The sequence below is a fragment of the Streptomyces sp. CWNU-52B genome (assembly GCF_047444975.1).
In the GTDB taxonomy this organism is placed as follows: Bacteria; Actinomycetota; Actinomycetes; order Streptomycetales; family Streptomycetaceae; genus Streptomyces.
The window spans coordinates 1-23818 of sequence record NZ_JBLFJV010000007.1; the positions used below are offsets into that span (position 1 = coordinate 1).

21 protein-coding genes are annotated in these 23818 nt (G+C 72.0%); 9 read left to right on the top strand and 12 right to left on the bottom strand.

Annotated elements, in window-relative coordinates; translation table 11 throughout:
* The first annotated feature begins 543 nt into the window (after nucleotides 1-543).
* On the top strand, nucleotides 544-1548 hold the full coding sequence (gene trpS, locus ACLVWQ_RS09505; protein ID WP_414107840.1) for a tryptophan--tRNA ligase: 1005 nt from the start codon (nucleotides 544-546) through the stop codon (nucleotides 1546-1548).
* Here the strand turns inward: trpS and proC are convergent.
* From proC to ACLVWQ_RS09535, 6 genes are all read right to left on the bottom strand, one after another.
* Complete coding sequence (gene proC / locus ACLVWQ_RS09510) at nucleotides 1545-2354, bottom strand: pyrroline-5-carboxylate reductase (RefSeq protein ID WP_414107841.1); 810 nt, start codon at nucleotides 2352-2354, stop codon at nucleotides 1545-1547. The genes trpS and proC overlap by 4 nt on opposite strands.
* Before the next feature lie 121 nt (nucleotides 2355-2475).
* Nucleotides 2476-3273 carry an ABC transporter permease gene (locus ACLVWQ_RS09515; protein WP_414107843.1) on the bottom strand — a complete coding sequence of 266 codons (798 nt, stop codon included), beginning with the start codon at nucleotides 3271-3273 and terminating at the stop codon, nucleotides 2476-2478.
* Nucleotides 3270-4109: an ABC transporter ATP-binding protein gene (locus ACLVWQ_RS09520; protein ID WP_414107844.1), complete on the bottom strand. Its 840-nt coding sequence runs from the start codon at nucleotides 4107-4109 to the stop codon at nucleotides 3270-3272. Before ACLVWQ_RS09520 ends, ACLVWQ_RS09515 begins: the two co-directional genes overlap by 4 nt.
* A 128-nt stretch (nucleotides 4110-4237) precedes the next feature.
* On the bottom strand, nucleotides 4238-5020 hold the full coding sequence (locus ACLVWQ_RS09525) for a class I SAM-dependent methyltransferase (RefSeq protein ID WP_414107846.1): 783 nt from the start codon (nucleotides 5018-5020) through the stop codon (nucleotides 4238-4240).
* A 148-nt stretch (nucleotides 5021-5168) separates the two neighbouring features.
* Entirely contained in the window at nucleotides 5169-5684 is a 516-nt protein-coding gene (locus ACLVWQ_RS09530; RefSeq protein ID WP_414107847.1) for an EamA/RhaT family transporter, read from the bottom strand.
* Between the two features lie 82 nt (nucleotides 5685-5766).
* Nucleotides 5767-6147 carry a peptidase gene (locus ACLVWQ_RS09535; protein ID WP_414107849.1) on the bottom strand — a complete coding sequence of 127 codons (381 nt, stop codon included), beginning with the start codon at nucleotides 6145-6147 and terminating at the stop codon, nucleotides 5767-5769.
* Between the two features lie 160 nt (nucleotides 6148-6307).
* On the opposite strand from ACLVWQ_RS09535, the gene ACLVWQ_RS09540 reads away from it, so the two are divergent.
* Nucleotides 6308-8548: a protein kinase domain-containing protein gene (locus ACLVWQ_RS09540; RefSeq protein ID WP_414107850.1), complete on the top strand. Its 2241-nt coding sequence runs from the start codon at nucleotides 6308-6310 to the stop codon at nucleotides 8546-8548.
* Nucleotides 8549-8820: 272 nt separating this feature from the next.
* On the opposite strand, the gene ilvD is transcribed toward ACLVWQ_RS09540, so the two are convergent.
* From ilvD to ACLVWQ_RS09560, 4 genes are all read right to left on the bottom strand, one after another.
* Nucleotides 8821-10674, bottom strand: a complete 1854-nt coding sequence (gene ilvD / locus ACLVWQ_RS09545) for a dihydroxy-acid dehydratase (protein ID WP_414107852.1) — start codon at nucleotides 10672-10674, stop codon at nucleotides 8821-8823.
* Nucleotides 10675-10825: 151 nt separating this feature from the next.
* Nucleotides 10826-11440 (bottom strand): TetR family transcriptional regulator, encoded by a 615-nt coding sequence (locus ACLVWQ_RS09550; protein ID WP_414107853.1) that lies wholly within the window; start codon nucleotides 11438-11440, stop codon nucleotides 10826-10828.
* On the bottom strand, nucleotides 11437-12261 hold the full coding sequence (locus ACLVWQ_RS09555) for a sugar phosphate isomerase/epimerase family protein (RefSeq protein ID WP_414107855.1): 825 nt from the start codon (nucleotides 12259-12261) through the stop codon (nucleotides 11437-11439). Before ACLVWQ_RS09555 ends, ACLVWQ_RS09550 begins: the two co-directional genes overlap by 4 nt.
* A gap of 205 nt (nucleotides 12262-12466) precedes the next feature.
* Nucleotides 12467-13399 (bottom strand): Ppx/GppA family phosphatase, encoded by a 933-nt coding sequence (locus ACLVWQ_RS09560; protein WP_414107856.1) that lies wholly within the window; start codon nucleotides 13397-13399, stop codon nucleotides 12467-12469.
* Nucleotides 13400-13470: 71 nt separating this feature from the next.
* Here ACLVWQ_RS09560 and ACLVWQ_RS09565 point away from each other — a divergent pair, with 71 nt between their 5' ends.
* Entirely contained in the window at nucleotides 13471-14382 is a 912-nt protein-coding gene (locus tag ACLVWQ_RS09565) for a hypothetical protein (protein WP_414107858.1), read from the top strand.
* A gap of 187 nt (nucleotides 14383-14569) precedes the next feature.
* Here the strand turns inward: ACLVWQ_RS09565 and ACLVWQ_RS09570 are convergent, their stop codons facing one another.
* Nucleotides 14570-16405 (bottom strand): BACON domain-containing protein, encoded by a 1836-nt coding sequence (locus ACLVWQ_RS09570; RefSeq protein WP_414107859.1) that lies wholly within the window; start codon nucleotides 16403-16405, stop codon nucleotides 14570-14572.
* A 219-nt stretch (nucleotides 16406-16624) separates the two neighbouring features.
* Here ACLVWQ_RS09570 and radA point away from each other — a divergent pair, with 219 nt between their 5' ends.
* Both radA and disA read left to right on the top strand, forming a co-directional pair.
* A complete protein-coding gene (radA, locus tag ACLVWQ_RS09575; RefSeq protein WP_414107860.1) occupies nucleotides 16625-18034 on the top strand; it encodes a DNA repair protein RadA in 1410 nt (469 codons plus the stop codon).
* 70 nt (nucleotides 18035-18104) lie between these two features.
* The gene (gene disA, locus ACLVWQ_RS09580; protein WP_414107861.1) at nucleotides 18105-19229 is read left to right on the top strand and encodes a DNA integrity scanning diadenylate cyclase DisA; all 1125 of its coding nucleotides are present in this window, start codon (nucleotides 18105-18107) and stop codon (nucleotides 19227-19229) included.
* A gap of 368 nt (nucleotides 19230-19597) precedes the next feature.
* Here the strand turns inward: disA and ACLVWQ_RS09585 are convergent, their stop codons facing one another.
* Entirely contained in the window at nucleotides 19598-20431 is an 834-nt protein-coding gene (locus ACLVWQ_RS09585; RefSeq protein ID WP_414107862.1) for a hypothetical protein, read from the bottom strand.
* A gap of 166 nt (nucleotides 20432-20597) precedes the next feature.
* Here ACLVWQ_RS09585 and ACLVWQ_RS09590 point away from each other — a divergent pair, with 166 nt between their 5' ends.
* From ACLVWQ_RS09590 to cseB, 4 genes are all read left to right on the top strand, one after another.
* Nucleotides 20598-21527, top strand: coding sequence for an A/G-specific adenine glycosylase (locus ACLVWQ_RS09590; protein ID WP_414107863.1), 930 nt, complete (start codon nucleotides 20598-20600; stop codon nucleotides 21525-21527).
* 305 nt (nucleotides 21528-21832) lie between these two features.
* Nucleotides 21833-22396 carry a SigE family RNA polymerase sigma factor gene (locus tag ACLVWQ_RS09595; protein WP_414107864.1) on the top strand — a complete coding sequence of 188 codons (564 nt, stop codon included), beginning with the start codon at nucleotides 21833-21835 and terminating at the stop codon, nucleotides 22394-22396.
* A complete protein-coding gene (locus ACLVWQ_RS09600; RefSeq protein WP_414107865.1) occupies nucleotides 22384-23031 on the top strand; it encodes a hypothetical protein in 648 nt (215 codons plus the stop codon). Before ACLVWQ_RS09595 ends, ACLVWQ_RS09600 begins: the two co-directional genes overlap by 13 nt.
* 57 nt (nucleotides 23032-23088) lie before the next feature.
* Nucleotides 23089-23814: a two-component system response regulator CseB gene (gene cseB / locus ACLVWQ_RS09605; RefSeq protein WP_414107866.1), complete on the top strand. Its 726-nt coding sequence runs from the start codon at nucleotides 23089-23091 to the stop codon at nucleotides 23812-23814.
* Nucleotides 23815-23818: the final 4 nt, after the last annotated feature.

Below are 23818 nucleotides of genomic sequence, written 5' to 3' on the forward strand. Positions count from 1 at the left end.
GATTTCCTCGGTGCTTTCCAGGTTTTCGCTTTCGCGTTTCCCTTTCCGGCGGTTCCGACTCTACCAGAACCTTTCGGGCCTGATTCCCAGTCGAAGTGGGCTGTCCTCCCGGCTGTTGGGCCGTTCCGACGAGTGAGACTTTAGCGGAATCCTGGCCCCCGAGCTAATCGGGGTTGCGCCCTTTCGAACGCGGATTCCTCATTCGCAAACACACATCAGAACGAACCGACGACGGATCGTCGATCGCTCTCTGCTTGTTGCGGAATGGCTGTCCGGGGACCCACCGAAGCAGGCACTCACGTCGGACAACTCGGAGGACACTACGCAGGGGTCAAGGGCGTGTCAACTTGAGGCCAGGGACCACTCCGGAGGCGTAGCCTGGCTGTCATGACTACACACGCGTGCACCCAACTGTGGTGGGCCGCCTGACGGCGGCCGTACATACGCGTGTACTCAACGGCCGCCGCCTCGGCGGCCGTTCTTGTCTCTCCTTCCTGGAGCGCCGGCCGGCGGTGGTGGCGGTCCCGACCAGGAGGTAGCGGAATGAAGCGGGTCTTCAGCGGGATCAAGCCGACCGGGCATCTGACACTGGGCAACTACCTGGGGGCGATGCGGCGCTGGAGCGCGGTCGACCAGCACGAGGCCGACGCGCTGTTCTGCGTCGTCGACCTGCACGCGCTGACCGTGGACCACGATCCCGGGCGCGTACGCAGGCTCAGTCGGCAGGCGGCCACCCTGTTGCTGGCCGCGGGGCTCGATCCTGCGCTGTGCACCCTCTTCGTACAGAGTCATGTGGATGAGCACGCGCGGCTGTCGTATCTGCTGGAGTGCGTGGCGACCGACGGCGAGATGCGCCGGATGATCCAGTACAAGGAGAAGGCGGCCGCCGAGCGGGCCCGCGGCGGGAGTGTGCGGCTGTCGCTGCTGACGTACCCCGTGCTGATGGCGGCGGACATCCTGGCCTACGGGACCGACGAGGTGCCGGTGGGGGACGACCAGTCGCAGCATGTGGAGCTGACCCGGGATCTGGCGGTGCGGTTCAACCAGCGGTACGGGCAGACGTTCGTGGTGCCGCGCGCCACGCATCCGGAGGTGGCCGCCCGGGTCATGAACCTCCAGGACCCGACGTCGAAGATGGGGAAGTCCGACGACGTGGGGCCCGGGGTCGTCTATCTCCTCGACGAGCCCGACGCCGTCCGGAAGAAGATCCTGCGGGCCGTGACGGACAGCGGCCGGGACGTCGCCTACGACAGGGCGGCCCGGCCCGGGGTCGCGAACCTGCTGGAGATCCTCGCGGCCTGCACGGGCGGGGACCCGGACGGCCTCGCCGGTGCGTACGCGTCGTACGGAGCCCTGAAGAAGGACACCGCCGACGCCGTGGTGGAGCTGCTGCGGCCCGTGCAGCGGAGGCATCAGGAGCTGTGCGCCGATCCCGCGTATGTGGAAGGGGTGCTGCGGGAGGGTGCCCGGAAGGCCAGGGACCTGGCGCGGCCCAGGGTGGACGCGGCGTACCGGGCGATCGGGCTGCTGCCTGCCGGTGATCTCTAGCTGTTGCCGGAGGCCAGCTCGCGGCTGCGGTCGCGGGCGGCTTCCAGGGCGGCGATGAGAGCGGCTCGTACGCCGTGGTTCTCCAGTTCGCGGATGGCGTTGATCGTGGTGCCCGCGGGTGACGTGACGTTCTCGCGGAGCTTCACGGGGTGCTCGCCGCTGTCGCGGAGCATCACGGCGGCGCCGATCGCGGACTGGACGATGAGGTCGTGCGCCTTGTCGCGGGGCAGGCCGAGCAGGATGCCCGCGTCCGTCATGGCCTCGACCAGGTAGAAGAAGTACGCCGGTCCCGAGCCGGAGAGCGCGGTGCAGGCGTCCTGCTGCGACTCGGGGACGCGGAGCGTCTTGCCGACGGCGCCGAAGATCTCCTCGGCGTGGGCGAGGTGCCCGGCGGTGGCGTGGCTGCCGGCGGAGATGACGGACATGGCCTCGTCGACTAGGGCGGGCGTGTTCGTCATGACGCGGACGACGGGGGTGCCCGGGGCGAGGCGCTCCTCGAAGAATGAGGTGGGGATGCCCGCGGCGCCGCTGATGACCAGGCGGTCGGCGGGGACGTTCGAGGCGAGTTCGTCGAGGAGGGTGCCCATGTCCTGCGGCTTGACGGTGAGGATCAGCGTGTCCGCCGACTTGGCCGCCTCCTGGTTGGTGACCGCGGTGACACCGTGGCGCTCCTCCAGTTCCCTGGCGCGCTCGGGGCGGCGGGCCGTGACCAGCAGGTCGGTGGGGGCCCAGCCGGCTCGGATCATTCCGCTGAGCAGGGCCTCGCCGATCTTGCCGGTGCCGAGCACTGCGACTTTCTGGGTCATGTTCGGTTGCCCTCCGGGGTGCGTCGTCCGGGGCCCATCCTCGCACCGGGGCCCGGGTGCGGGCCGTGGTGTCCGCTGGGCGGGACACGTTTCTCCTCCGGAGCCGGGACCGGAACCGGGGTCAGGTCGTGCGGCGGCGGAGCGTCGCCGCGCCCAGGGTCAGCACGAGGACGGCGCAGGCCGCGACGATCAGGGCGTCACGGATGAAGTTGGCCGTGACGTCGGTGTGCTTGAGAACCTCGTTCATGCCGTCGACGGCGTACGACATGGGCAGGACGTTGGAGACGCCCTCCAGTACGGGGTGCATGGCGGGGCGCGGGGTGAACAGGCCGCAGAGGAGCAGCTGCGGGAAGATCACGGCCGGCATGAACTGGACGGCCTGGAACTCCGAGGACGCGAACGCCGAGACGAACAGGCCGAGAGCGGTGCCGAGCAGGGCGTCGAGCAGGGCGACCAGGAGGAGCAGCCAGGACGAGCCCGTGACGTCGAGTCCCAGGGCCCACACGGCGAGACCGGTGGCGAGGACGGACTGGACGATGGCGATCGCCCCGAAGGCGAGGGCGTAACCGGCGATGAGGTCGCCCTTGCCGAGCGGCATGGCGAGGAGGCGTTCCAGGGTGCCGGAGGTGCGTTCGCGCAGGGTGGCGATGGAGGTCACCAGGAACATCGTGATGAGCGGGAAGATGCCGAGCAGTGAGGCGCCGATGGAGTCGAAGGTGCGCGGGCTGCCGTCGAAGACGTAGCGGAGCAGCAGAAGCATCACGCACGGGATGAAGATCATCAGCGCGATGGTGCGCGGGTCGTGACGGAGCTGGCTCAGGACCCGGGTCGCGGTGGCGGTGGTGCGGGCGAGGCTGATCGCGCTCGGCTTGGAGCGCGCGGCCGGGCCCGTACGCGCGGTGGTGGTCGTGCTGCTCATCGGGCGTGCTCCTTGCGTGGCTGGTGGCCGGCCGCGATCGCTTCGTCGACCAGGTGGAGGAAGGCGGCCTCGACGGTGTCGGAGCCGGTCCGGGCGCGCAGGGCGTCCGGGGTGTCGTCGGCGAGGATCTCGCCCTCGCGCATCAGGAGCAGGCGGTGGCAGCGCTCGGCCTCGTCCATGACGTGGGAGGAGACGAGGAGGGTGGCGCCCCGGTCGGCGGCGATGGTGTGGAAGAGCTGCCACAGGTCGCGGCGGAGTACGGGGTCGAGGCCGACCGTGGGTTCGTCCAGGACGAGCAGTTCCGGGGTGCCGAGGAGGGCCACGGCGAGGGAGACGCGGCTGCGCTGGCCGCCGGAGAGGTTGCCCGCGAGGGCGTCGGCGTGGGAGCCGAGGTCGACGTCGGAGATGGCGTGCGTGACGTTCTCGTGGCGGCGGCCGGCGGCCGTGTGGCCGGGGTCGAGGATCGCGGCGAAGTAGTCCAGGTTCTGGCGGACCGTCAGGTCGTCGTAGACGGAGGGCGCTTGGGTGACGTAGCCGATACGGGAGCGCAGGGTGGCGTGGCCCGCGGGGAGGCCGAGGACGTCGAGGGTGCCGGTGACCTTGGCCTGGGTGCCGACGATCGACCGCATCAGGGTGGACTTGCCGCACCCGGAGGGGCCGAGCAGGCCGGTGATCTGGCCGTGGGGGACGTCGAAGTCGAGTCCGCGGAGGACCTGGCGGGGGCCTCGGACGACGGTGAGTGCGGCGGCGTGGATCGCCGCGGCGTGGTCCGGATTCGGCTCCGGGCCCGGGTTCTGCGGTGTGGGGTCCGGGGGCCCGGGAGGATTATTCATCATGCGATGAATAATCCTCCCGGGCGCTGGAGCCGTCAAGCCTGGGCGCCGTGTCGTTTCAGGGGCGGCTCGGGTCCGGGTCAGGAGCGGCTCGGGTCCGGGTCGGGTCCGTGTCCGTGTCCGTGTCCGGGTCAGGAGCGGGGGACGACGAGCAGGACGACCTCGTACCTCTCCTCCACCAGGCCGTCCGGGAAAACCCTCAGCAGGTGTTCGCGCTCCTCGGCGAAGAACGCGGCCGTCGCCTCTTCTCCCAGGACCAGGAAGACCGAGTGGCTGCCGATGTTGGCCAGGTGGGTGTCCAGCGGCACGGTCCGGCTCCAGCGGACTTCGTACCGGGTGCACGGCGGTACGTACGGGGCATCGGCGAAGACGACCTCCGTACGGGCGCGCCGGCCGGAGGCCCGCCGCTCGGAGACGTCACCGCCGATGAACTCCTCTATGCGCAGGCTCTGTTCCGCCTGCCAGGGGACGTCGGGGGAGGACATGTTCCACCACAGGGCCAGCGCGCCGGTGGGGCGCAGCACGCGCATGGCCTCCGGGAGGGAGCGGGCCGGAGCCGTCCAGTGCCAGGACTGGGCGTACGTGACGAGGTCGACGGAGCCGGTCGCCAGGGGCAGCGAGTCGCCGTCGCCCCGGACGATCGGGATGTCGGGGAGCCCCTGGCGGAACTGGGCCGCCATGCCCTCGCCCGGCTCGACGGCGATGACCTCCGCGCCGCGCGCCCGCAGGAGGGCGGTGGAGATGCCCGTACCGGCGCCCACGTCCGCGACCCGGGCGCCCTTGAGGGGACGGGCCGCCGCTCGCTCGACCGTGTCGAGGAGCGCGGGGGGATAGGAGGGGCGGTTGGCCGCGTACTGGGCCGCTGCGGTGTTGAAGGAGTGGGCGTGGGCGGTGTGCGAGGGGGAGGCGGTCATGGATACATCGTGACCGGGGTGCGGGGGTGGGGACAGTGGGGCGTACTCGGCTGTCCGGAGCGGTGTGACCGGCGAGGGGGTCCGGCGAGGGGGTGTCCGGCGGGGAAGCCGGCCCCGTCAGGAGTTGCGGCCGTAGGGCGGCTTCCCCTCAGCGGCGGGAGTTCTTGCGGGAGTCGCGGCGGGACGTGCGGCGTTCGTACGCGGTACGGGCCGTCTCGTACTCGGTGCGGTGGAGCCGCTCGCCCGGGGCCTCCGACAGCGTGCGGAGGAAGTACGCGGCGAGGGTGCCGACGAACCCGATGGCCAGCAGGCCCCGCAGGGCGGACCGGGTGTCCGGGTCATGGCGCCGTGAGTAGCCCGCCCAGGTGTGCCGGAACGCGAGCACGCCGCAGACGGCGAACATCACCACGACCAGCAGGGCGACGAAGCCGCCCACGGCCGCGATCTCCAGACCCTCGTACGCGAGGCGCAGGATCAGGCAGCTGACCGCGATCGCGACGAGCGAGCCGAAGGACACGGCCGCCCGGCGGGCCGCGTAGCCGCCGTCGTGGTCCACCCAGGTCGCTCCGAAGAAGCGGATCGGTTCGGGGCGGGGGCCCACGGCGGGACCGGCGGCCGGGGCGGGGCCGTGGCCCGCGGGGGTGGTGTCTGGTTCGTCGCTCACGGCTCGATTGTCGCCTCGGGCCGCCGGCGGCGACGCCCCGGCCCGCCGTTTCGCGGTCGGTGGGCCGGGGCGCGCGGTGGGATCAGGCGCAGCGCGGGGCCACGTAACCGTCGCTGCCCGTGCGGACGTACGCGTCGGAGACGTACTGGCCGTTCGCGATGTTGTCCCAGATGTTCGTCGTGCCGTACGTGCCGGTCACCCACTCGCCGGGCTTCTGGCAGTTGATCGGGACGCTGGCGTCCAGCGGCAGCACCTTGATGAGCTGGTACTGCGTGCCGGGGCCGCTGCGGACGTTCAGCCGGACGCCCGGAGCCACCGGGTAGCGGACCGCCAGCGTCCCCACGCCGGCGGTGCTCTCGGCGCTGTCGGCGCTCTGTGTGTTCCCGGCGGTCCCGGTGGTCTCGGTACTCCCGGTGGTCTCGGCTCTTTCTCCGACTGTGCTCGTGCCTTCGTCAACAGCCATGGCTGCTCCCCCAGTTGGTGTCGTTCCTGCTCGGTGATCTCCTGCGTTTCGCGGTTCTCACCCGCGACCCGCGCAGGCTAGCAAGCGCGTCCGACATCAACCGCACCATCGACTAGGCTCCGTGCGTCGCGCTTGGCGGACACAGACACGGGGGTGGGCCATGGCCCCGCTGCGCAGTTTCGGACCCGGACCAGAAGCGGAACACCCGGACCACGCCGGGCAGTACCGCCTGGAGTCCTGCCTGGGCGCGGGCGGCATGGGAGTGGTGCACCTCGCGACGTCCGCTTCCGGGCTACGGCTCGCGGTCAAGGTCGTGCACGCCCAGTACGCGGCGGATCCCGAGTTCAGGGCACGCTTCCGGCAGGAGGTGAGCGCCGCCCGGCGGGTGAGCGGGGCCTTCACCGCCCCCGTGGTGGACGCCGACCCGAATGCCGAACTGCCGTGGATGGCGACCCTGTTCATCCCCGGCCCCACCCTCTCCGAACAGGTGAAGCGGAACGGCGCGATGGAGTCGCGCGAGCTGCGCAGGCTCGGGGCAGGACTGGCCGAGGCGCTCCGTGACATTCACCGGGCCGGCGTGGTCCACCGCGATCTGAAGCCGAGCAACGTGCTCCTCGCGCCCGACGGCCCCAAGGTCATCGACTTCGGCATCTCGCGTCCGACGGACAGTGATCTGCGTACGGAGACCGGGAAGTTGATCGGCTCGCCGCCGTTCATGGCGCCCGAGCAGTTCCAGCGGCCGAGGGAGGTCGGACCGGCCGCCGACGTGTTCGCGATGGGTGCCGTGCTGGCCCACGCGGCGACCGGCCGGGGCCCGTTCGACTCCGACAGTCCGTACATCGTCGCGTACCAGGTGGTGCACAACGAACCGGATCTGGCGGGCGTCCCGGACGACCTGGTGCCGTTGATACTGCGCTGCCTCGCGAAGGATCCGGACGAACGGCCCCTGCCGGCCGAGGTGATGGACGCCCTGCGGCAGCCGGTGCCGGCCCCCGTGCCCGCTTCGGGACCTGGCTCCGCGCCCCGCATACCGGCCCAGCGACGCCCTCCGGAGGAGACACACCTCACCGGGAGACCGCCGCGGGAACCGGCGGACACGCCGGCCGACGCATCGGCCGGCCCGGCGGGCGAGGCGCCGGTCGCCGTGGCGCGTGCCCGCCGCCGCCTCAGAGCCGGCCTGCTGGTCGGCGTCGCACTGGTGCTGACCGTCACGGGTGCCCTCAGCCTCCAGGAGCTGACCTCCTCCGGCACGCCCGCGGCCGATTCCGCCAAGGCGGGCCCCGAGGACTTCCGGCCCTGGAGCACGTCACTCGACGGCGCGGCGGCGGCCGGGGCACGGGACACACCGCCTGTCTGTACGTCGGGTGGGGGCGCCCTCTACTGCTCGGCCCCCGGGATCCGGGCGGCGCGGCTCGACCCCGCGAACGGCCGGGTCATGTGGTCGTACAAGTCCGAGGGCGCCACGGACGCGGCGGGCACCGGCGGCGGTGCTGTCGGCAGCGGTGCCGGTTCGGCCGAGACGAAGGCACCGCCTGCGGTGTCGGGCGGACTGCTGCACGTCACGAGCGGCGACCGCCTCGAAGCCCTCGATCCCCGGTCGGGGGAACCGCGCTGGGACGTGGACGTGTCCGCGTACGCGGCCGTCGTGCACGGTGCGGACACCACGCTCCTCGTCGGTCAGCACGGCGCCGTGCGGGCGTTGGGCAGTGCGACGGGCAAGGAGCGCTGGAGCGAGCGGATCGGCGGCGTCGGCACCCAGTGGATCGGCGGCCCGGCCGGGTCGGGGGTCTTCTACGCGGTGACGCCCTCCGACGACGGGACCAGCACGCGGGTGAGCGCGGTGTCCGCGGAGCGCGGCGCGGTGCTGTGGACGAGGTCGGCGGCCGGGAACCTGAGCCCGTTCTCCGCGCCGGCGGGGGCCCTGTACCTCCTGTCGACGAACGGCGCCCAACTGGTCGACGCGGTCGTCCGGTTCGACAGCGGGAAGCGGACAGCCCGCAGGGTGTCCCTGCCGACCCCGCTCGACCGGGCCTCCGCCGCACAGAGCGGCGGAGTCGTGTACCTCAGCGATGTGGGCGGCTCGCTCGTGGCCGTCGACACGGGCCGGGGCGGGCCGGGCTCGGAGCTGTGGCGGCTGGAGACGTCGGTGAGCCGCCCGTCGCGGCCGGTGGTGTCACTCGCGGGCGACCAGGTGTACCTCACCGCTCCTGACGGCCGCCTGCTCGCCACGGACGCCCGCAACGGTGAGCCGCTGGGCCAGACCCGCCCCCGCCTGGGCGGCGACACGGCACGGGTCGTGTCCGAACTGCCCGTGCCGGTGGTCATGGCCGACAAGGTCTTCGCAGGCGCCCCGGACGGCACGGTCTTCGCCTTGACCGACCACAAGCCCGCCGACTGGTAAACGGGAATCCGAGCACGCGGGGAATTGCGCGACCAACCCTCACCGCGGCAATCCGAGCAGCGGCCCCGCCCCGTCAGGGGCGCGAGGAACTACGCGACCAGCCCCCACCGACCCGCACCCTCAGACGACCACCAGACGACCACGAACCCGCCGCCCGGTACACCGGAATCAGCACCCCGCCCAGCCCCGTCAGGGGCGCGAGGAACTGCGCGACCAGCCCCCACCGACCCGCACCCTCAGACGGCCAACCCCGCGGCGCGGCACGGCAGCGCTCAGCCGAGCTTGGAGACGTCGCGGACCGCCCCCCGGTCCGCACTCGTCGCCATCGCCGCGTACGCACGCAACGCCGCCGAGACCTTGCGCTCGCGCGCCACCGGGGCGTACACACCCCCGAGCGCCTCGCGTCGCACGGCCAGTTCCTCGTCGGAGACCAGGAGCTCGATACTGCGGCCCGGGATGTCGATACGGACGCGGTCGCCGTCCCGGACGAGGGCGATGGTGCCGCCGGACGCCGCCTCGGGCGACGCGTGCCCGATGGACAGACCGGACGTGCCACCGGAGAAGCGTCCGTCGGTGACCAGGGCGCAGGTCTTGCCCAGACCGCGGCCCTTCAGGAACGAGGTCGGGTAGAGCATCTCCTGCATACCGGGGCCGCCCCTGGGGCCCTCGTAGCGGATGACCACGACGTCGCCGTGCGTGATCTCCTTCTTGAGGATCTTGTCGACGGCCTCCTCCTGCGACTCGCAGACGACCGCGGGTCCCTCGAAGGTCCAGATCGACTCGTCCACCCCGGCCGTCTTCACGACACAGCCGTCGACGGCGAGGTTGCCCTTGAGGACCGCGAGGCCGCCGTCCTTGGAGTACGCGTGCTCCGCCGAGCGGATGCAGCCGCCCTCCGCGTCCTCGTCGAGGGCCGCCCAGCGCTCGGACTGGGAGAAGGCCTCGGACGAGCGGACGCCGCCGGGCGCCGCGTACCACAGCTCCACGGCCTCCGGGGAGGGCGAGCCGGCGCGGATGTCCCAGGTCTTGAGCCAGTCCGAGAGGGAGGGGCTGTGCACCGCGTGCACGTCCTCGTTCAGGAGGCCGGCGCGGTGGAGCTCGCCGAGCAGGGCGGGGATGCCGCCGGCCCGGTGCACGTCCTCCATGTAGTACGTACGGTCCTTCGCCACGTTCGGGGCGACCTTGGCCAGGCACGGCACGCGGCGCGAGACCGCGTTGATCTCGTCCAGGCCGAACGGGACGCCGCCCTCCTCGGCGGCGGCCAGCAGGTGCAGGATCGTGTTGGTCGAGCCGCCCATGGCGATGTCGAGGGCCATGGCGTTCTCGAAGGCCGCGATGGTGGCGACGTTGCGCGGCAGGACCGACTCGTCGTCCTGCTCGTAGTAGCGCAGGGTGATGTCCATGACCGTGCGCGCCGCGTCCTCGTACAGGCCCTTGCGGGCCGTGTGCGTGGCGAGGACCGAGCCGTTGCCGGGGAGGGACAGGCCGATGGCCTCGGTCAGGCAGTTCATGGAGTTGGCGGTGAACATGCCGGAACACGAACCGCAGGTCGGACAGGCGTTCTCCTCGATACGGAGAATGTCGTCGTCCGAGATCTTGTCGTTCACGGCGTCGGAGATCGCGTCGACCAGGTCGAGCGTGCGGACCGTGCCGTCGACCAGCGTGGCACGGCCGGACTCCATGGGGCCGCCGGAGACGAAGACCGTCGGGATGTTCAGGCGCAGGGCCGCCATCAGCATGCCGGGGGTGATCTTGTCGCAGTTCGAGATGCAGATCAGGGCGTCGGCGCAGTGGGCCTCCACCATGTACTCCACACTGTCCGCGATCAGGTCGCGGGACGGCAGGGAGTAGAGCATGCCGCCGTGGCCCATCGCGATGCCGTCGTCGACGGCGATCGTGTTGAACTCGCGCGGAATGCCGCCCGCGGCCGTGATGGCCTCGCTCACGATCCGGCCGACCGGCTGGAGGTGGGTGTGGCCGGGCACGAACTCCGTGAAGGAGTTGGCGACCGCGATGATCGGCTTGCGGCCGATGTCCGCGCCCGGTACACCGGAGGCGCGCATAAGGGCGCGTGCGCCCGCCATATTGCGGCCGTGGGTGACTGTGCGGGACCTCAGCTCGGGCATCGTCGCTCGCTCCTTCGGAGAGTGTTGACTGCGGTCGAGCGTACGCCGGTCATCCAGGGTTCGGACATGGCGTCCGGAATGCGGGACCGCGGTCTCGGCTTTCGGTTCGCCGGCAGTGGGGGGCCGTGGCGGGGGCGCGGGCGGGGGTGGTTCAGGGGTCGGTGAGATGGCCCTGGACGACCGGGCCCACCCTGGCGATGATCTGTTCCAGGTCCACCGAGGCGATGGGCTCCAGTTTGATCACGTAGCGCATCATCGCGACCCCGATCAGCTGCGCGGCCGCCAGCTCGGCGCGCAGCTGGGCGTCGGGCAGGTCGAGCTGTCCGGCGACCCTGCGCAGCAGCTGGCCGGCGATGAGCCGGCGGAAGACCGCGGCCGCGACGTCGTTGTTCACGGCGGAGCGCACGACCGCGAGCAGCGGGGTACGGGTCACCGGGTTCTCCCAGACCCCGAGGAGGAACCGGGCGAAGCGCTCGCCGAGCTCGTCGGACGGCCCGTTGAAGATCACGTCGGGGGCTCTGAGCGCGGGGGCGAAGACCGTCTCGACGGCCTCCTGGAAGACCTGCTCCTTGGTACCGAAGTAGTGGTGCACCAGCGCCGAGTCCACGCCGGCCGCCCTGGCGATGCCGCGTACGGACGTCTTCTCGTAACCGCGCTCGGAGAACTCCTCGCGGGCCGCCGCCAGGATGCGGTCGCGGGCCGCGGGGGCGTCCGCGGAGTCCGTACGGGAGGGGCGGCCCCGTCTGCGGGGGGCGGCGGCGGTCATGGACGCGGGACCCTGACCGCCGAGGCCAGGTGGAGCCGGGTGAAGGCGAGGGCCTCCGCCAGATCGGCCTCGCGCTCGGCGCTGGACATGGCGCGGCGGGTGTTGACCTCGATGACGACATGGCCGTCGTAGCCGGACAGGGCGAGGCGTTCGAGCAGCTCGGCGCAGGGCTGGGTGCCGCGGCCTGGGACGAGGTGCTCGTCCTTGATGGAGCCGCTGCCGTCGGCGAGGTGGACGTGGCCGAGGCGGTCGCTCATGCGGTCGACCATCTGGAGCGCGTCCGTACGGGCCGTCGCGGTGTGGCTCAGGTCGATCGTGAAGTGGCGGTAGTCGTCCTTCGTCACGTCCCAGTCGGGCGCGTACGCGAGCATCTCGCGGTCGCGGTAGCGCCAGGGGTACATGTTCTCGACGGCGAACCGTACGTCCGTCTCGTTCGCCATCTGCCAGATACCGGTGACGAAGTCACGGGCGTACTGGCGCTGCCAGCGGAACGGGGGGTGTACGACGACCGTGCTCGCCCCGAGTCTGTCGGCGGCGACCCGGGCGCGCTGGAGCTTGGTCCACGGGTCGGTGGACCAGACGCGCTGGGTGATGAGCAGGCAGGGGGCGTGTACGGCGAGGATCGGGACGTGGTGGTAGTCGCTGAGGCGGCGCAGGGCCTCGATGTCCTGGCTGACCGGGTCGGTCCACACCATGACCTCGACGCCGTCGTAGCCGAGGCGCGCGGCGATCTCGAAGGCCGTCGCGGTCGACTCCGGGTAGACGGAGGCCGTGGACAGCGCGACCTTCGCATCCGGGATGCGCACGACTGGTTCTGCCACGGGGACAGGTTACGGGGTGGCTTCGGCGGGTGTGGCGGGGCGGGGTTGTTTGGGGCGGGGACCTGGGCTCGGGTTGTGTGTGTCTGCGGGTGGGTGGGGGTTGGGCGCGCAGTTCCTCGCGCCCCTTAGGGGGTGCCGGGCTGGGGTTGCGTGTGTCTGCGGGTTTGTGGGGGCTGGGCGCGCAGTTCCCCGCGCCCCTTAAAGCTTATTGGGGGGTCATCTGGTCCAGGTTGCGGAGGATTACTCCCTCCCTCAGGGCCCAGGGGCAGATTTCCACGGTTTCCACGCCGAAGAGGTCCATCGCTCCCTCGGCGACGACCGCGCCCGCGAGGAGCTGGCTCGCCCGGCCCTCGGACACCCCGGGCAGTTCCGCGCGCTCGGCGGCGGTCATGGAGGCGAGGCGTGGGACCCAGTCCTCCAGCGAGCGGCGCTTGAGTTCGCGCTGGACGTACAGGCCGTCGGCCGAGCGCGCGGCACCCGCGAGCCGGGCGAGCTGCTTGAAGGTCTTGGAGGTGGCCACGACATGGTCGGGCGCGCCGAACCGGCTGAACTCCCCGACCGTACGGGCGATCTGCGCCCGCACATGGCGGCGCAGGGCCTTGATGTCGGCGGGGTCCGCCGGGTCGGTCGGCAGCCACCCCGCGGTCAGCCGGCCCGCGCCGAGCGGCAGCGACGCCGCCGCGTCGGGCTCCTCGTCCATCCCGTACGCGATCTCCAGCGAACCGCCGCCGATGTCCAGGACGAGCAGCTTCCCCGCCGACCAGCCGAACCAGCGGCGGGCCGCGAGGAAGGTGAGCCGGGCCTCCTCGGCGCCGGTGAGGACCTGGAGCTCCACCCCTGTCTCGGCGCGCACCCGGGTCAGCACCTCGTCCGCGTTGCGGGCCTCGCGCACGGCGGAGGTGGCGAACGGCAACAGGTCCTCGACGCCCTTGTCCTCGGCGGCCTCCAGCGCCTCCTGGACGACGGCTATCAGCTTGTCGACGCCCTCGGAGTCGATCGCGCCGCTCTCGTCGAGGAGTTGGGCGAGCCGCAGCTCCGCCTTGTGCGAATGCGCGGGCAGCGGGCGCGCGCCGGGGTGCGCGTCCACCACCAGCAGGTGCACCGTGTTCGAACCCACGTCCAGGACACCGAGTCTCATGTACGGCACGCTACTGCGCTCGGGCCGCCCGGCCGTCCTCAGAGTGGTCGCGGGCGTCTTACTCTGGACTGGTGCCAAAGACGAAAAAGGCGAAGAGCGACAAATCGTCCAAGGATTCCGCCGCCGGATCCGTACCCGGAGAACTTCCGAAGCCCGCGAAGTCCACGAAGTCGACGAAGTCCGTGAAACCCACGAAGGCTCCGAAGCCGCCGAAGGGCGACGAGAAGGGGCTCGACTTCGCGCGAGCATGGGTGGAGTTCCCGGACCCGGCCGACGACGAGCAGATCTTCCGCTGCGACCTGACCTGGCTGACCTCCCGCTGGAACTGCATCTTCGGGAGCGGCTGCCAGGGCATCCAGGCGGGCCGCGCGGACGACGGCTGCTGCACGCTGGGCGCGCACTTCTCGGACGAGGACGACGAGAAGCGCGTCGCCGGGCATGTGGCGAGGCTCACGCCGGACATCTGGCAGCACCACGACGTGGGGACGGAGACCGGCTGGGTCTCGACGGACGAGGACGGCGACCGGCAGACCCGTCCGTACGAGGGGTCCTGCATCTTCCAGAACCGGCCCGGTTTCGCCGGTGGCATGGGCTGTTCGCTGCACATCCTGGCCGTCAAGGAGGGCCGCGAGCCCCTGGAGACCAAGCCGGACGTGTGCTGGCAGCTGCCGGTCCGGCGGACGTACGAGTGGATCGACCGGCCCGACGACACGCGCGTGCTGCAGGTGTCGATCGGCGAGTACGACCGGCGCGGGTGGGGTTCCGGCGGGCACGACCTGCACTGGTGGTGCACGTCGGCGACGTCGGCGCACGGCGCGGGAGACCCGGTCTACGTCTCGTACCGCCCGGAACTGATCGAGCTGATGGGCAAGCCGGGCTACGACCGCCTCACGGAACTCTGCGAACAGCGCCTGTCGTCCCAGCTCCCCCTACTGGCCCCCCACCCCGCAGACCCACCCACCCCGAACAACAAACACCGCTGAGACCGCCCCCCTGAGGGGTCGCCCCGTCAGGGGCGCCCTGAAGGGGCGCGGGGAACTGCGCGCCCAGCCCCCACAAACCCGCAGACACACACAACCCCAGCCCGGCACCCCCTAAGGGGCGCGGGGAACTGCGCGCCCAGCCACACCCGACCCGCACCGGCCAACCCACCCGCGGGAGCGGACCCGCTCAGCTTCCCGACGGACTCGGCTCTCCCCCGGTGGGAGCCGGCGGAGGATCCGGCTCCGGGTCCGAAGGACCGGGCCCAGGGCCGGGCGACGTGGGCCCGGGGCCAGGATCCGACGGCCCCGGCTCGGACGGCCCAGGTCCAGGGTCGGACGGCCCGGGATCGGACGGCCCGGGCCCCGGATGCGACGGACCCGGCTCGGACGGCCCCGCGGACCCGGACGGCCGGGGCGTGGGCGCCGGCGGATCCGGCCGAGGCCCCGGCCGCGAAGGCCCCGCCGTCCCGTACCCGTCGATCGTGACCACCGCCCCCGCCGGCGCGACCGACACCCGCGCGCTCCAGGCCCCGATCGGCTCGCGGAGATGGTCGACGTACACCTTGACCGTCAGCGACTCCCCCGGCGCGAGCGTCCCCGCCGACTGGCTCAGATAGAGCCAGGACACCCCGGTGGACGCGGACCACCGCACCGGTGAACCGCCGGTCGCCGTGAGTGTGATCAGCGTCGTGTCGCCACGGGAGCCGGCCGCCACGGAGAGACCGCCCCGCTGCTGCCCCGGGGTCACGCTGACGACCTCCACGGAGACGTCGGACGAGCCGCTGCGCGGGGTGAAGCGGGCGCCCGGCCGCGTACTGGCGTTGCCGGCGTTCTCGTACCCCGCGGCCCCGCTGCCGGGTTCCTCGGAGCCCTGCGCCTCGGTCGCGGTGGCCGGTCGCCCGTCGGCGCCCTCGCCGAGGAGAGGCGCGCCCCGGTAGGCCGCCCACAGGGCGAGCACGGGGGCCGCCACGACGGTGGCGACGACCGTGGTCGTGACGGCACGCGCGCGCAGCCGGTCACGGCGGGCCGCGTGGTCCTTCGGGTCCATCGGAAAACCGCGCCGGTCGAAGTGCGGACCGCCCCCGCGCCCGCGCGGGACGTGCGCCATCGCCATGTGGAGGGCCGTGCGCGGGGCCTCCAGCACGGGCAGCGCGGCGGGCGTGACGCTGGTGCCCGGCCAGGATCCGGGCACCGCGCGCTCGGCGGTCCGGCGGCAGCGCGGGCAGTCGTCCACGTGCCGCACCAGCTCATGGCGCAGGGCCGTGCCGAGGACGAGGTGGTTGTCGCCGGTGAGCCGGGCGACCCCCGGGCAGGTGCCGGTCTCGACGACGGCCAGGGCCGCGCGTGTGCGCTCGACCTCGCAGGCCGCCGCCGCGAGGAGTTCCCTGGCGGCGCCCGGGGCCGTGCCGAGGACTGCGGCGACCTCGTGCGCGGCGAGCTGGTGGCGCACGGCGAGTTCGAGCGCCTCACGCTGCTCCGGTGTCGTCCCCGCGGCCTCCGGCCAGGCCAGCAGGGCCAGTTCGCGACGGCGGCGGTGCGCCTCGTCCGCGAGGGGACCGGCGCTCCGGCCGGCCGCTCGGTCCGTAAGCCGATCCGCGGGCCGGTCGACGGGCCGGGCCGCGGTCCGGCCGGCCGTCCCGTCGACGGGGCGGGCCGTGGGCCGAGCCGCGTGGGCGGTGCCCGATCCATGGCTGCCATGACGTTTCTGCTTGGCCTCGGCGAGCTTGCGCAGGCATGACCAGCGGGCGAGCGCGTACAGCCAGGCCCTGCGGTCGTCCGGTTTCTCCGGGCCGCGCTGCCCCCGGCGCTCGGCGAGCGCGAGAGCGTCCCCGAGAGCGGCCGTCGCGGTGTCGTGGTCGCACAGGACGGACAGACAGTAGGTGAACAGGCCGTCCAGGTAGGGCTCGTAGCGGTTCGACGGGCGCCGCGCCAGTGTGCGCGCCGCCGCCCGGTCGCGCGCCTCGCGGTGCGCCCGGTGTGCGCCGGTGGTGCGGGTCGAGGTCTCGGGACTGCTGCTCATCACCCGTGCGACCGTAGGCGCCAGGCATGGGCCCCTTCTTCATGCTTGCGCACATTTAATCCGTACGGGTGAAACGATCCCTCATAAGAGGACAGGAACCCGGTATTCCGTGGCGCACCCCTGCCGAGACACGGCCCGGTTTGCGAAGGGTGCCCCGTTATCGGCGTCGGGTGGCGAACAGGCCGTCATCCCGTGTCAGTGGCGCCGGTTACGGTTCGTGTCATGGCTGCCCGTACGAAGACCGCGAAGGACCGGCCGTCCTACCGCTGCACCGAGTGCGGCTGGCAGACGGCCAAGTGGCTCGGCCGCTGCTCCGAGTGCCAGGCCTGGGGGACGGTCGAGGAGTACGGCGCGCCCGGGGTGCGTACGACCTCCCCCGGCCGGGTCACCACGTCCGCGCTGCCCATCGGCCAGGTCGACGGCCGGCAGGCGACCGCCCGCTCGACCGGCGTGCCCGAGCTGGACCGGGTGCTCGGCGGCGGTCTCGTACCGGGCGCGGTGGTGCTGGTGGCGGGCGAGCCGGGCGTCGGCAAGTCCACCCTCCTGCTGGACGTGGCGGCCAAGGCGGCGAGCGACGAGCACCGCACGCTCTACATCACGGGTGAGGAGTCGGCGAGCCAGGTCCGGATGCGCGCCGACCGCATCAAGGCGATCGACGACCATCTGTATCTCGCGGCGGAGACCGACCTGTCCGCGGTCCTGGGCCACCTGGACGCGGTGAAGCCGTCCCTGCTCATCGTCGACTCCGTACAGACGGTGGCCTCTCCGGAGATCGACGGAGCGCCCGGCGGCATGTCCCAGGTCCGCGAGGTGGCCGGAGCGCTGATCCGCGCCTCCAAGGAGCGCGGTATGGCCACGCTCCTGGTGGGCCATGTCACCAAGGACGGCGCCATCGCGGGACCGCGTCTCCTGGAGCACCTCGTGGACGTCGTCCTGAGCTTCGAGGGCGACCGGCACGCGCGCCTGCGGCTCGTCCGGGGCGTCAAGAACAGGTACGGCACCACGGACGAGGTCGGCTGCTTCGAGCTGCACGACGAGGGGATCACCGGGCTCGCCGACCCCTCCGGGCTGTTCCTCACGCGCCGGACCGAGCCCGTCCCCGGCACCTGCCTGACCGTCACCCTCGAAGGCCGCCGCCCCCTGGTCGCCGAGGTGCAGGCGCTCACCGTGGACACGCAGATCCCCACCCCGCGGCGGACGACCTCCGGTCTGGAGACCTCCCGGGTCCAGATGATGCTCGCCGTCCTGGAGCAGCGCGGCCGGATCAGCGCGCTCGGGAAGCGGGACATCTACACCGCGACGGTCGGTGGCGTGAAACTGTCCGAACCGGCCGCGGACCTCGCGATCGCGCTGGCGCTGGCCAGCGCGGCGAGCGACACCCCGCTCCCGCAGAACCTCGTGGCGATCGGTGAGGTGGGGCTCGCGGGCGAGGTCAGACGGGTCACGGGCGTGCAGCGCAGACTTGCCGAAGCCCACCGGCTGGGCTTCACCCACGCCCTCGTTCCGAGCGATCCCGGCAAGGTCCCCGCCGGTATGAAGGTCCTGGAAGTCGCCGACATGGGGGACGCGCTCCGGGTCCTCCCGAGGTCGCGTCGGCGAGAGGCCCCACGGGACGAGGAAGAGCGCCGGTAGACTTTGCCCAGGTCTCGCCCGTCCGTACGAACCGAGGGCGCCCTCAAAAGCCTGCGACCGGAGGAGTGCAGTGGCAGCCAACGACCGGGCAGCAGTTCCCGGCAAGTCCGGCGGGATTTCCGGTGCCGATGGCCTGATGCGCACGTCTCTCAGCGCAGTGGCACCCGGCACAGGGCTGCGTGACGGCCTGGAGAGAATCCTCCGCGGCAACACCGGCGGGCTCATCGTGCTCGGCTGGGACAAGACCGTCGAGGCGATGTGCAGCGGCGGATTCGTGCTGGACGTCGAGTTCACCGCGACGCGGCTGCGCGAGCTGTGCAAGCTCGACGGCGGCATCGTCCTGGACAAGGACATCACCAAGATCCTGCGGGCCGGTGTGCAGCTGGTCCCCGACCCGACGATCCCCACCGAGGAGACGGGCACCCGGCACCGCACGGCGGACCGGGTGAGCAAGCAGGTCGGCTTCCCCGTCGTCTCCGTGTCCCAGTCCATGCGCCTGGTCGCGCTGTACGTGGACGGGCAGCGGCGGGTCCTGGAGGACTCGGCCGCGATCCTCTCCCGCGCGAACCAGGCGCTGGCCACGCTGGAGCGGTACAAGCTCCGCCTCGACGAGGTCGCGGGCACGTTGTCCGCGCTGGAGATCGAGGACCTTGTCACCGTCCGGGACGTGTCGGCGGTGGCCCAGCGGCTGGAGATGGTGCGCCGGATCGCCACGGAGATCGCGGAGTACGTGGTGGAGCTGGGGACGGACGGGCGGCTGCTGTCCCTGCAGTTGGACGAGTTGATCGCCGGGGTCGAGCCCGAGCGGGAGCTCGTCGTGCGGGACTATGTGCCCGAGCCGACCGCGAAGCGTTCTCGCACGGTGGACGAGGCGCTCTTCGAACTGAACGCGCTCAGCCATGCGGAGCTGCTGGAGATGCCCACCGTGGCGCGGGCGTTGGGGTACACGGGGTCGCCCGAGGCGCTCGACTCCGCGGTGTCGCCCCGCGGGTTCCGGTTGTTGGCGAAGGTGCCGCGGCTGCCGGGGGCGATCATCGACCGGCTGGTCGAGCACTTCGGGGGGCTGCAGAAGTTGCTCGCCGCGAGTGTGGATGATCTGCAGACCGTGGACGGGGTGGGGGAGGCTCGGGCTCGGAGTGTGCGGGAGGGGCTTTCGCGGTTGGCTGAGTCGTCGATTCTCGAGCGTTACGTGTAGCCGTCCGGCGGTTTGGCAGGTTGGTGGGTTGGACCGGCCCGGGGTTGTGTTGTGACCGCCGGGTCGGTGGGGGTTGAGTGCGCAGTTCCCCGCGCCCCTGGGTGGGGGTGGCCTTGGGTGTGTTGTCACCACCGGGCCGGTGGGGGTTGAGCGCGCAGTTCCCCGCGCCCCCGGGTAGGCGGGCGTGCCGCTTGGGTTTTAAGCGTCGGCACCGTGGGGGTTGAGCGCGCCGTTCCCCGCGCCCCTGGGTGGGCGGGCGTGCCGCTTGTGTCTTAGGCGTCGGCAGCGTGTGGGCTGAGCGCGCCGTTCCCCGCGCCCCCAGGTGGGCGGGCGGGCCGCTTGGGTTTTGGGCGTTGGCGTCGTGGGGGTTAGTCCTTTTTCAGGACGAAGGATGTCTGGGACTTGGGGAGGTCTGAGGTCTTGGCTTCCACCAAGTACGTGCCCGGGGTGGCCGAGAGCGGCGGTGGGGTGGCGCATCGGGCCGCGCTCGCCTTGCGGTTCCATTCGACCGTGCGGATCACCTGGTCGTTCGCCGGGACGCGGAACAGGACCCGCGCGGCGCCCGTCGGGCAGTCGGACGAGGACCAGATCTCGTCGTCGCTCTCCGCCTGAGTGATCGTCAGGACCGCGCCCTTCGGCCCGAGATCGAGCTTGCAGTCGCTGTTGGACGAGTTCTTCGCGATCAGCTCGAACTCGGGCTTCTCGTCGGGCGAGTAGGAGTTGTGCACGCTGCGCAGCCGCAATGTGACCGAGCCGGCCGTGCAGTCGGGCAGGCTGGACCCCGCCGGGACCGTGTCCCCCGAGCCACCGCCGCCGGTGCCGCCGCCGGTGCCGCCCCCCGTGCCACCGCCGCCGGAACCCGAACCGGCTCCGCCGGAACCCGCCGAACCGCCGGAGCCCTCGGAGTCTCCCGAGCCGTCCGAGTCCCCGGAGCCGCCGGAGCCCCCGTCGCTCGACTCGTCACGCCCGCCCGGCGCTTGGCTGATCGCGGGGTCCGACCCGGCAGGGCCGGGGGTGATCGACGCGGTGGGGTTCTTGCCGTTGGCCCCGTCGGCGTCGTCCTTGCCGCCGCCACCGCCCCCGGAGGTGACCACCCACGTGATCAACAGTGCCAACACCGCGACCATGGACGCCAGAATGGCCCTCCGCCGCCAGTAGATGGAGGAGGGAAGCGGCCCGACCGGATTGCGCATAGATCCCACGCCGCAACCTTACGAGAGATCCGGCAGTTCACTGGCCCCACCCGCCGTCAACCACCCCAACTTTTTCCGATCATCAGCCCACGACGGACCCGGTGCCCGCAGCAACACACGACGCGCCCCGGCCGAACCTCCGCGCGCACCGCCGCATGGGAGAATCGGACGTGCCATGACTGCGCCCACGAAACCCTCATCCCACGCCCAGGCCGACCCCTCCGAGACCGTCGGCGACGACCTGCACGCGCCCGTCATCGACTGGTTCGAGGAGAACGCGCGCGACCTCCCGTGGCGGCGGCCCGACGCGGGACCGTGGGGGGTGATGGTCAGCGAGTTCATGCTCCAGCAGACACCGGTGAGCCGGGTGCTCCCCGTGTACGAGCAGTGGCTCGCCCGCTGGCCGCGGCCCGCCGACCTCGCCGCGGACGCGCCGGGCGAGGCCGTCCGCGCCTGGGGCCGGCTCGGCTATCCCCGCCGCGCACTGCGCCTGCACGGCGCCGCGGTCGCCATAACGGAGCGCCACGGCGGCGACGTACCCACGGAGCACGCGCAGTTGCTGGCGCTGCCCGGCATCGGCGAGTACACGGCGGCGGCGGTGGCCTCCTTCGCGTACGGGCAGCGGCACGCCGTCCTCGACACGAACGTGCGGCGGGTGTTCGCGCGGGCCGTCACCGGGGTCCAGTACCCGCCGAACGCCACGACCGCCGCCGAACGCAGGCTCGCCCGCACCCTGCTGCCCGACGACGACCGCACGGCCTCGCTGTGGGCCGCCGCCTCCATGGAACTGGGCGCGCTCGTCTGCACCGCGAAGAACGAGACGTGCGTACGGTGCCCGATCGCGGCCCAGTGCACCTGGCGGCTGGCCGGCAAGCCCGCGCACGACGGGCCGCCGCGGCGCGGCCAGACCTACGCGGGCACGGACCGGCAGGTGCGCGGCCGGCTGCTCGCCGTACTGCGGGACGCCTCCGCGCCTGTCCCGCAGTCGGCCCTCGACCGCGTCTGGGAGGAGCCCGTGCAGCGGGCCCGCGCCCTGGACGGGCTGGTCGCGGACGGACTGGTCGAGCCCCTCGCCGACGGCCTGTACCGGCTCCCGCAGAGCTGACCCGCGGACCGGCCCCCACACACATCCGGCCCACAGGTTCCGCCGGCTCCGTAACAGCCGCCCGGTGCCCGGCGCCGCCCCGCAGCGGGCAAATCACCCCGTACCCGCCCCAGTCACCAACCCGCTTTAACCATCTCCTACTTCCGTTACACAACCTATGGACAGCCGAGCGCTTCCCGAAGGCTCCCTCGGACAACCCCGTGACAACACGTCCGTAACTTCGGTGTCGTACCGCGGAACAGCGGTACGACAGACCACGGACAGCCGACAGCACACAGGTCGGAACGGGGACGGAGGCGGTTGGAATGGCGCACGGCGAGGTGCTCGAGTTCGAGGAGTACGTACGTACCCGGCAGGACGCGCTGCTGCGCAGCGCACGCCGCCTGGTCCCCGACCCTGTCGACGCCCAGGACCTGCTGCAGACCGCGCTGGTGCGGACCTACGGTCGCTGGGACGGCATCGCGGACAAGCGTCTCGCCGACGCCTATCTGCGCCGCGTCATGATCAACACACGTACGGAGTGGTGGCGGGCCCGCAAGCTGGAGGAGGTCCCCACCGAGCAGCTGCCGGACGCGAGCGTGGACGACTCCACCGAGCAGCACGCGGACCGCGCGCTGCTGATGGACATCATGAAGGTGCTGGCTCCCAAGCAACGCAGTGTGGTCGTGCTGCGACACTGGGAGCAGATGTCCACGGAGGAGACCGCCGCCGCCCTCGGTATGTCGGCCGGCACGGTCAAGAGCACACTGCACCGCGCGCTCGCCCGGCTCCGCGAGGAGCTGGAGCGCCGGTCCGGTGACGAGAACGACGACAACGAGCTCGGTGTACGTGTGCCGGAGCGTGAGGAGCGGGAGCGTTGCGCGGCCTAGACACGGACGCCCCCAGGGCGCGTGGGGACCGTAAGGCGGTGATCACGGCGGTGGCCGTGCTCGCCGCCCTCGGCCTTTTCGCGTCCGGCTGCGGTACGGGCGGAACCGGCGCCCGGGACGAGGGCCCGGCCCTCTCCGAGTCGGTCGCCGGGAGCGCCAGGACCCCCTCCGTCTCGCCCTCCACGACGCCCGACCGCGGGAACGCGATCCGTCTCGTCGAGGCCGACCCCGGGGTCAGCGAGGCGGTCAAGCGCGATCTGAAGCCGTGCGTCGGGGACGAGTACCCCGTCGACGTGTCGTACGGCAAGCTCACCGGCGGCTCCGCCGACGACATCGTGATCAACGTGATGACCTGCGGGGACGCGGTCGGCGTCGGCTCGTACGTGTACCGCGAGGAGAGCGGCGAGTACCGCAACGTCTTCCGGGCGGAGGAACCTCCGGTGTACGCGGAGATCGACCGGGGCGACCTGGTGATCACCCAGCAGGTGTACGAGAAGGACGACTCGGTGACGTATCCGTCCGGCGAGGTCGTGATCACCTACCACTGGACGGCGAAACGCTTCACGGAGCAGGACAGGACGCACAACGACTACAGCAAGGTCGTGGGCGGCGAGACGGTGGCTCCGGCCAGTTGAGCACGACCGAGACCGCGTCCGAGACCGCGATCGAGACCGAGAAACTGAGAGCACGGGATGGCAGAGCAGACCCATGTCCTGTTCGTCGAGGACGACGACGTCATCCGCGAGGCCACCCAACTCGCGCTGGAGCGCGACGGCTTCGTGGTCACCGCCATGCCCGACGGGCTGTCGGGCCTTGAGGCGTTCCGGGCGGACCGGCCCGACATCGCGCTCCTCGACGTGATGGTGCCGGGCCTCGACGGGGTGTCGCTGTGCCGTCGGATCCGCGACGAGTCGACCGTTCCCGTGATCATGCTGTCGGCCCGCGCCGACTCGATCGACGTCGTCCTGGGCCTGGAGGCGGGCGCCGACGACTATGTGACCAAGCCCTTCGACGGGGCCGTGCTGGTCGCGCGCATCCGGGCCGTGCTGCGGCGCTTCGGCCACGCGAGCGGTCCGCGGTCCGCCGACGGGACCGACGGCACCTCGTCCGTCCCGGCCGGCGGTGTGCTGACCTTCGGCGCGGGCACCGGCGTGCTGGAGATCGACACGGAGGGCATGGAGGTGCGCAGGGGCGGTGCCCCGGTGGCCCTGACACCCACCGAGATGCGTCTGCTGCTGGAGTTCTCGTCCGCACCGGGTACGGTCCTGTCGCGCGACAGGCTTCTGGAGCGGGTGTGGGACTACGGCTGGGGCGGCGACACCCGGGTCGTCGACGTCCATGTGCAGCGGCTGCGTACGAAGATCGGCCAGGACCGGATCGAGACGGTCCGCGGCTTCGGCTACAAGTTGAAGGCCTGAGCGG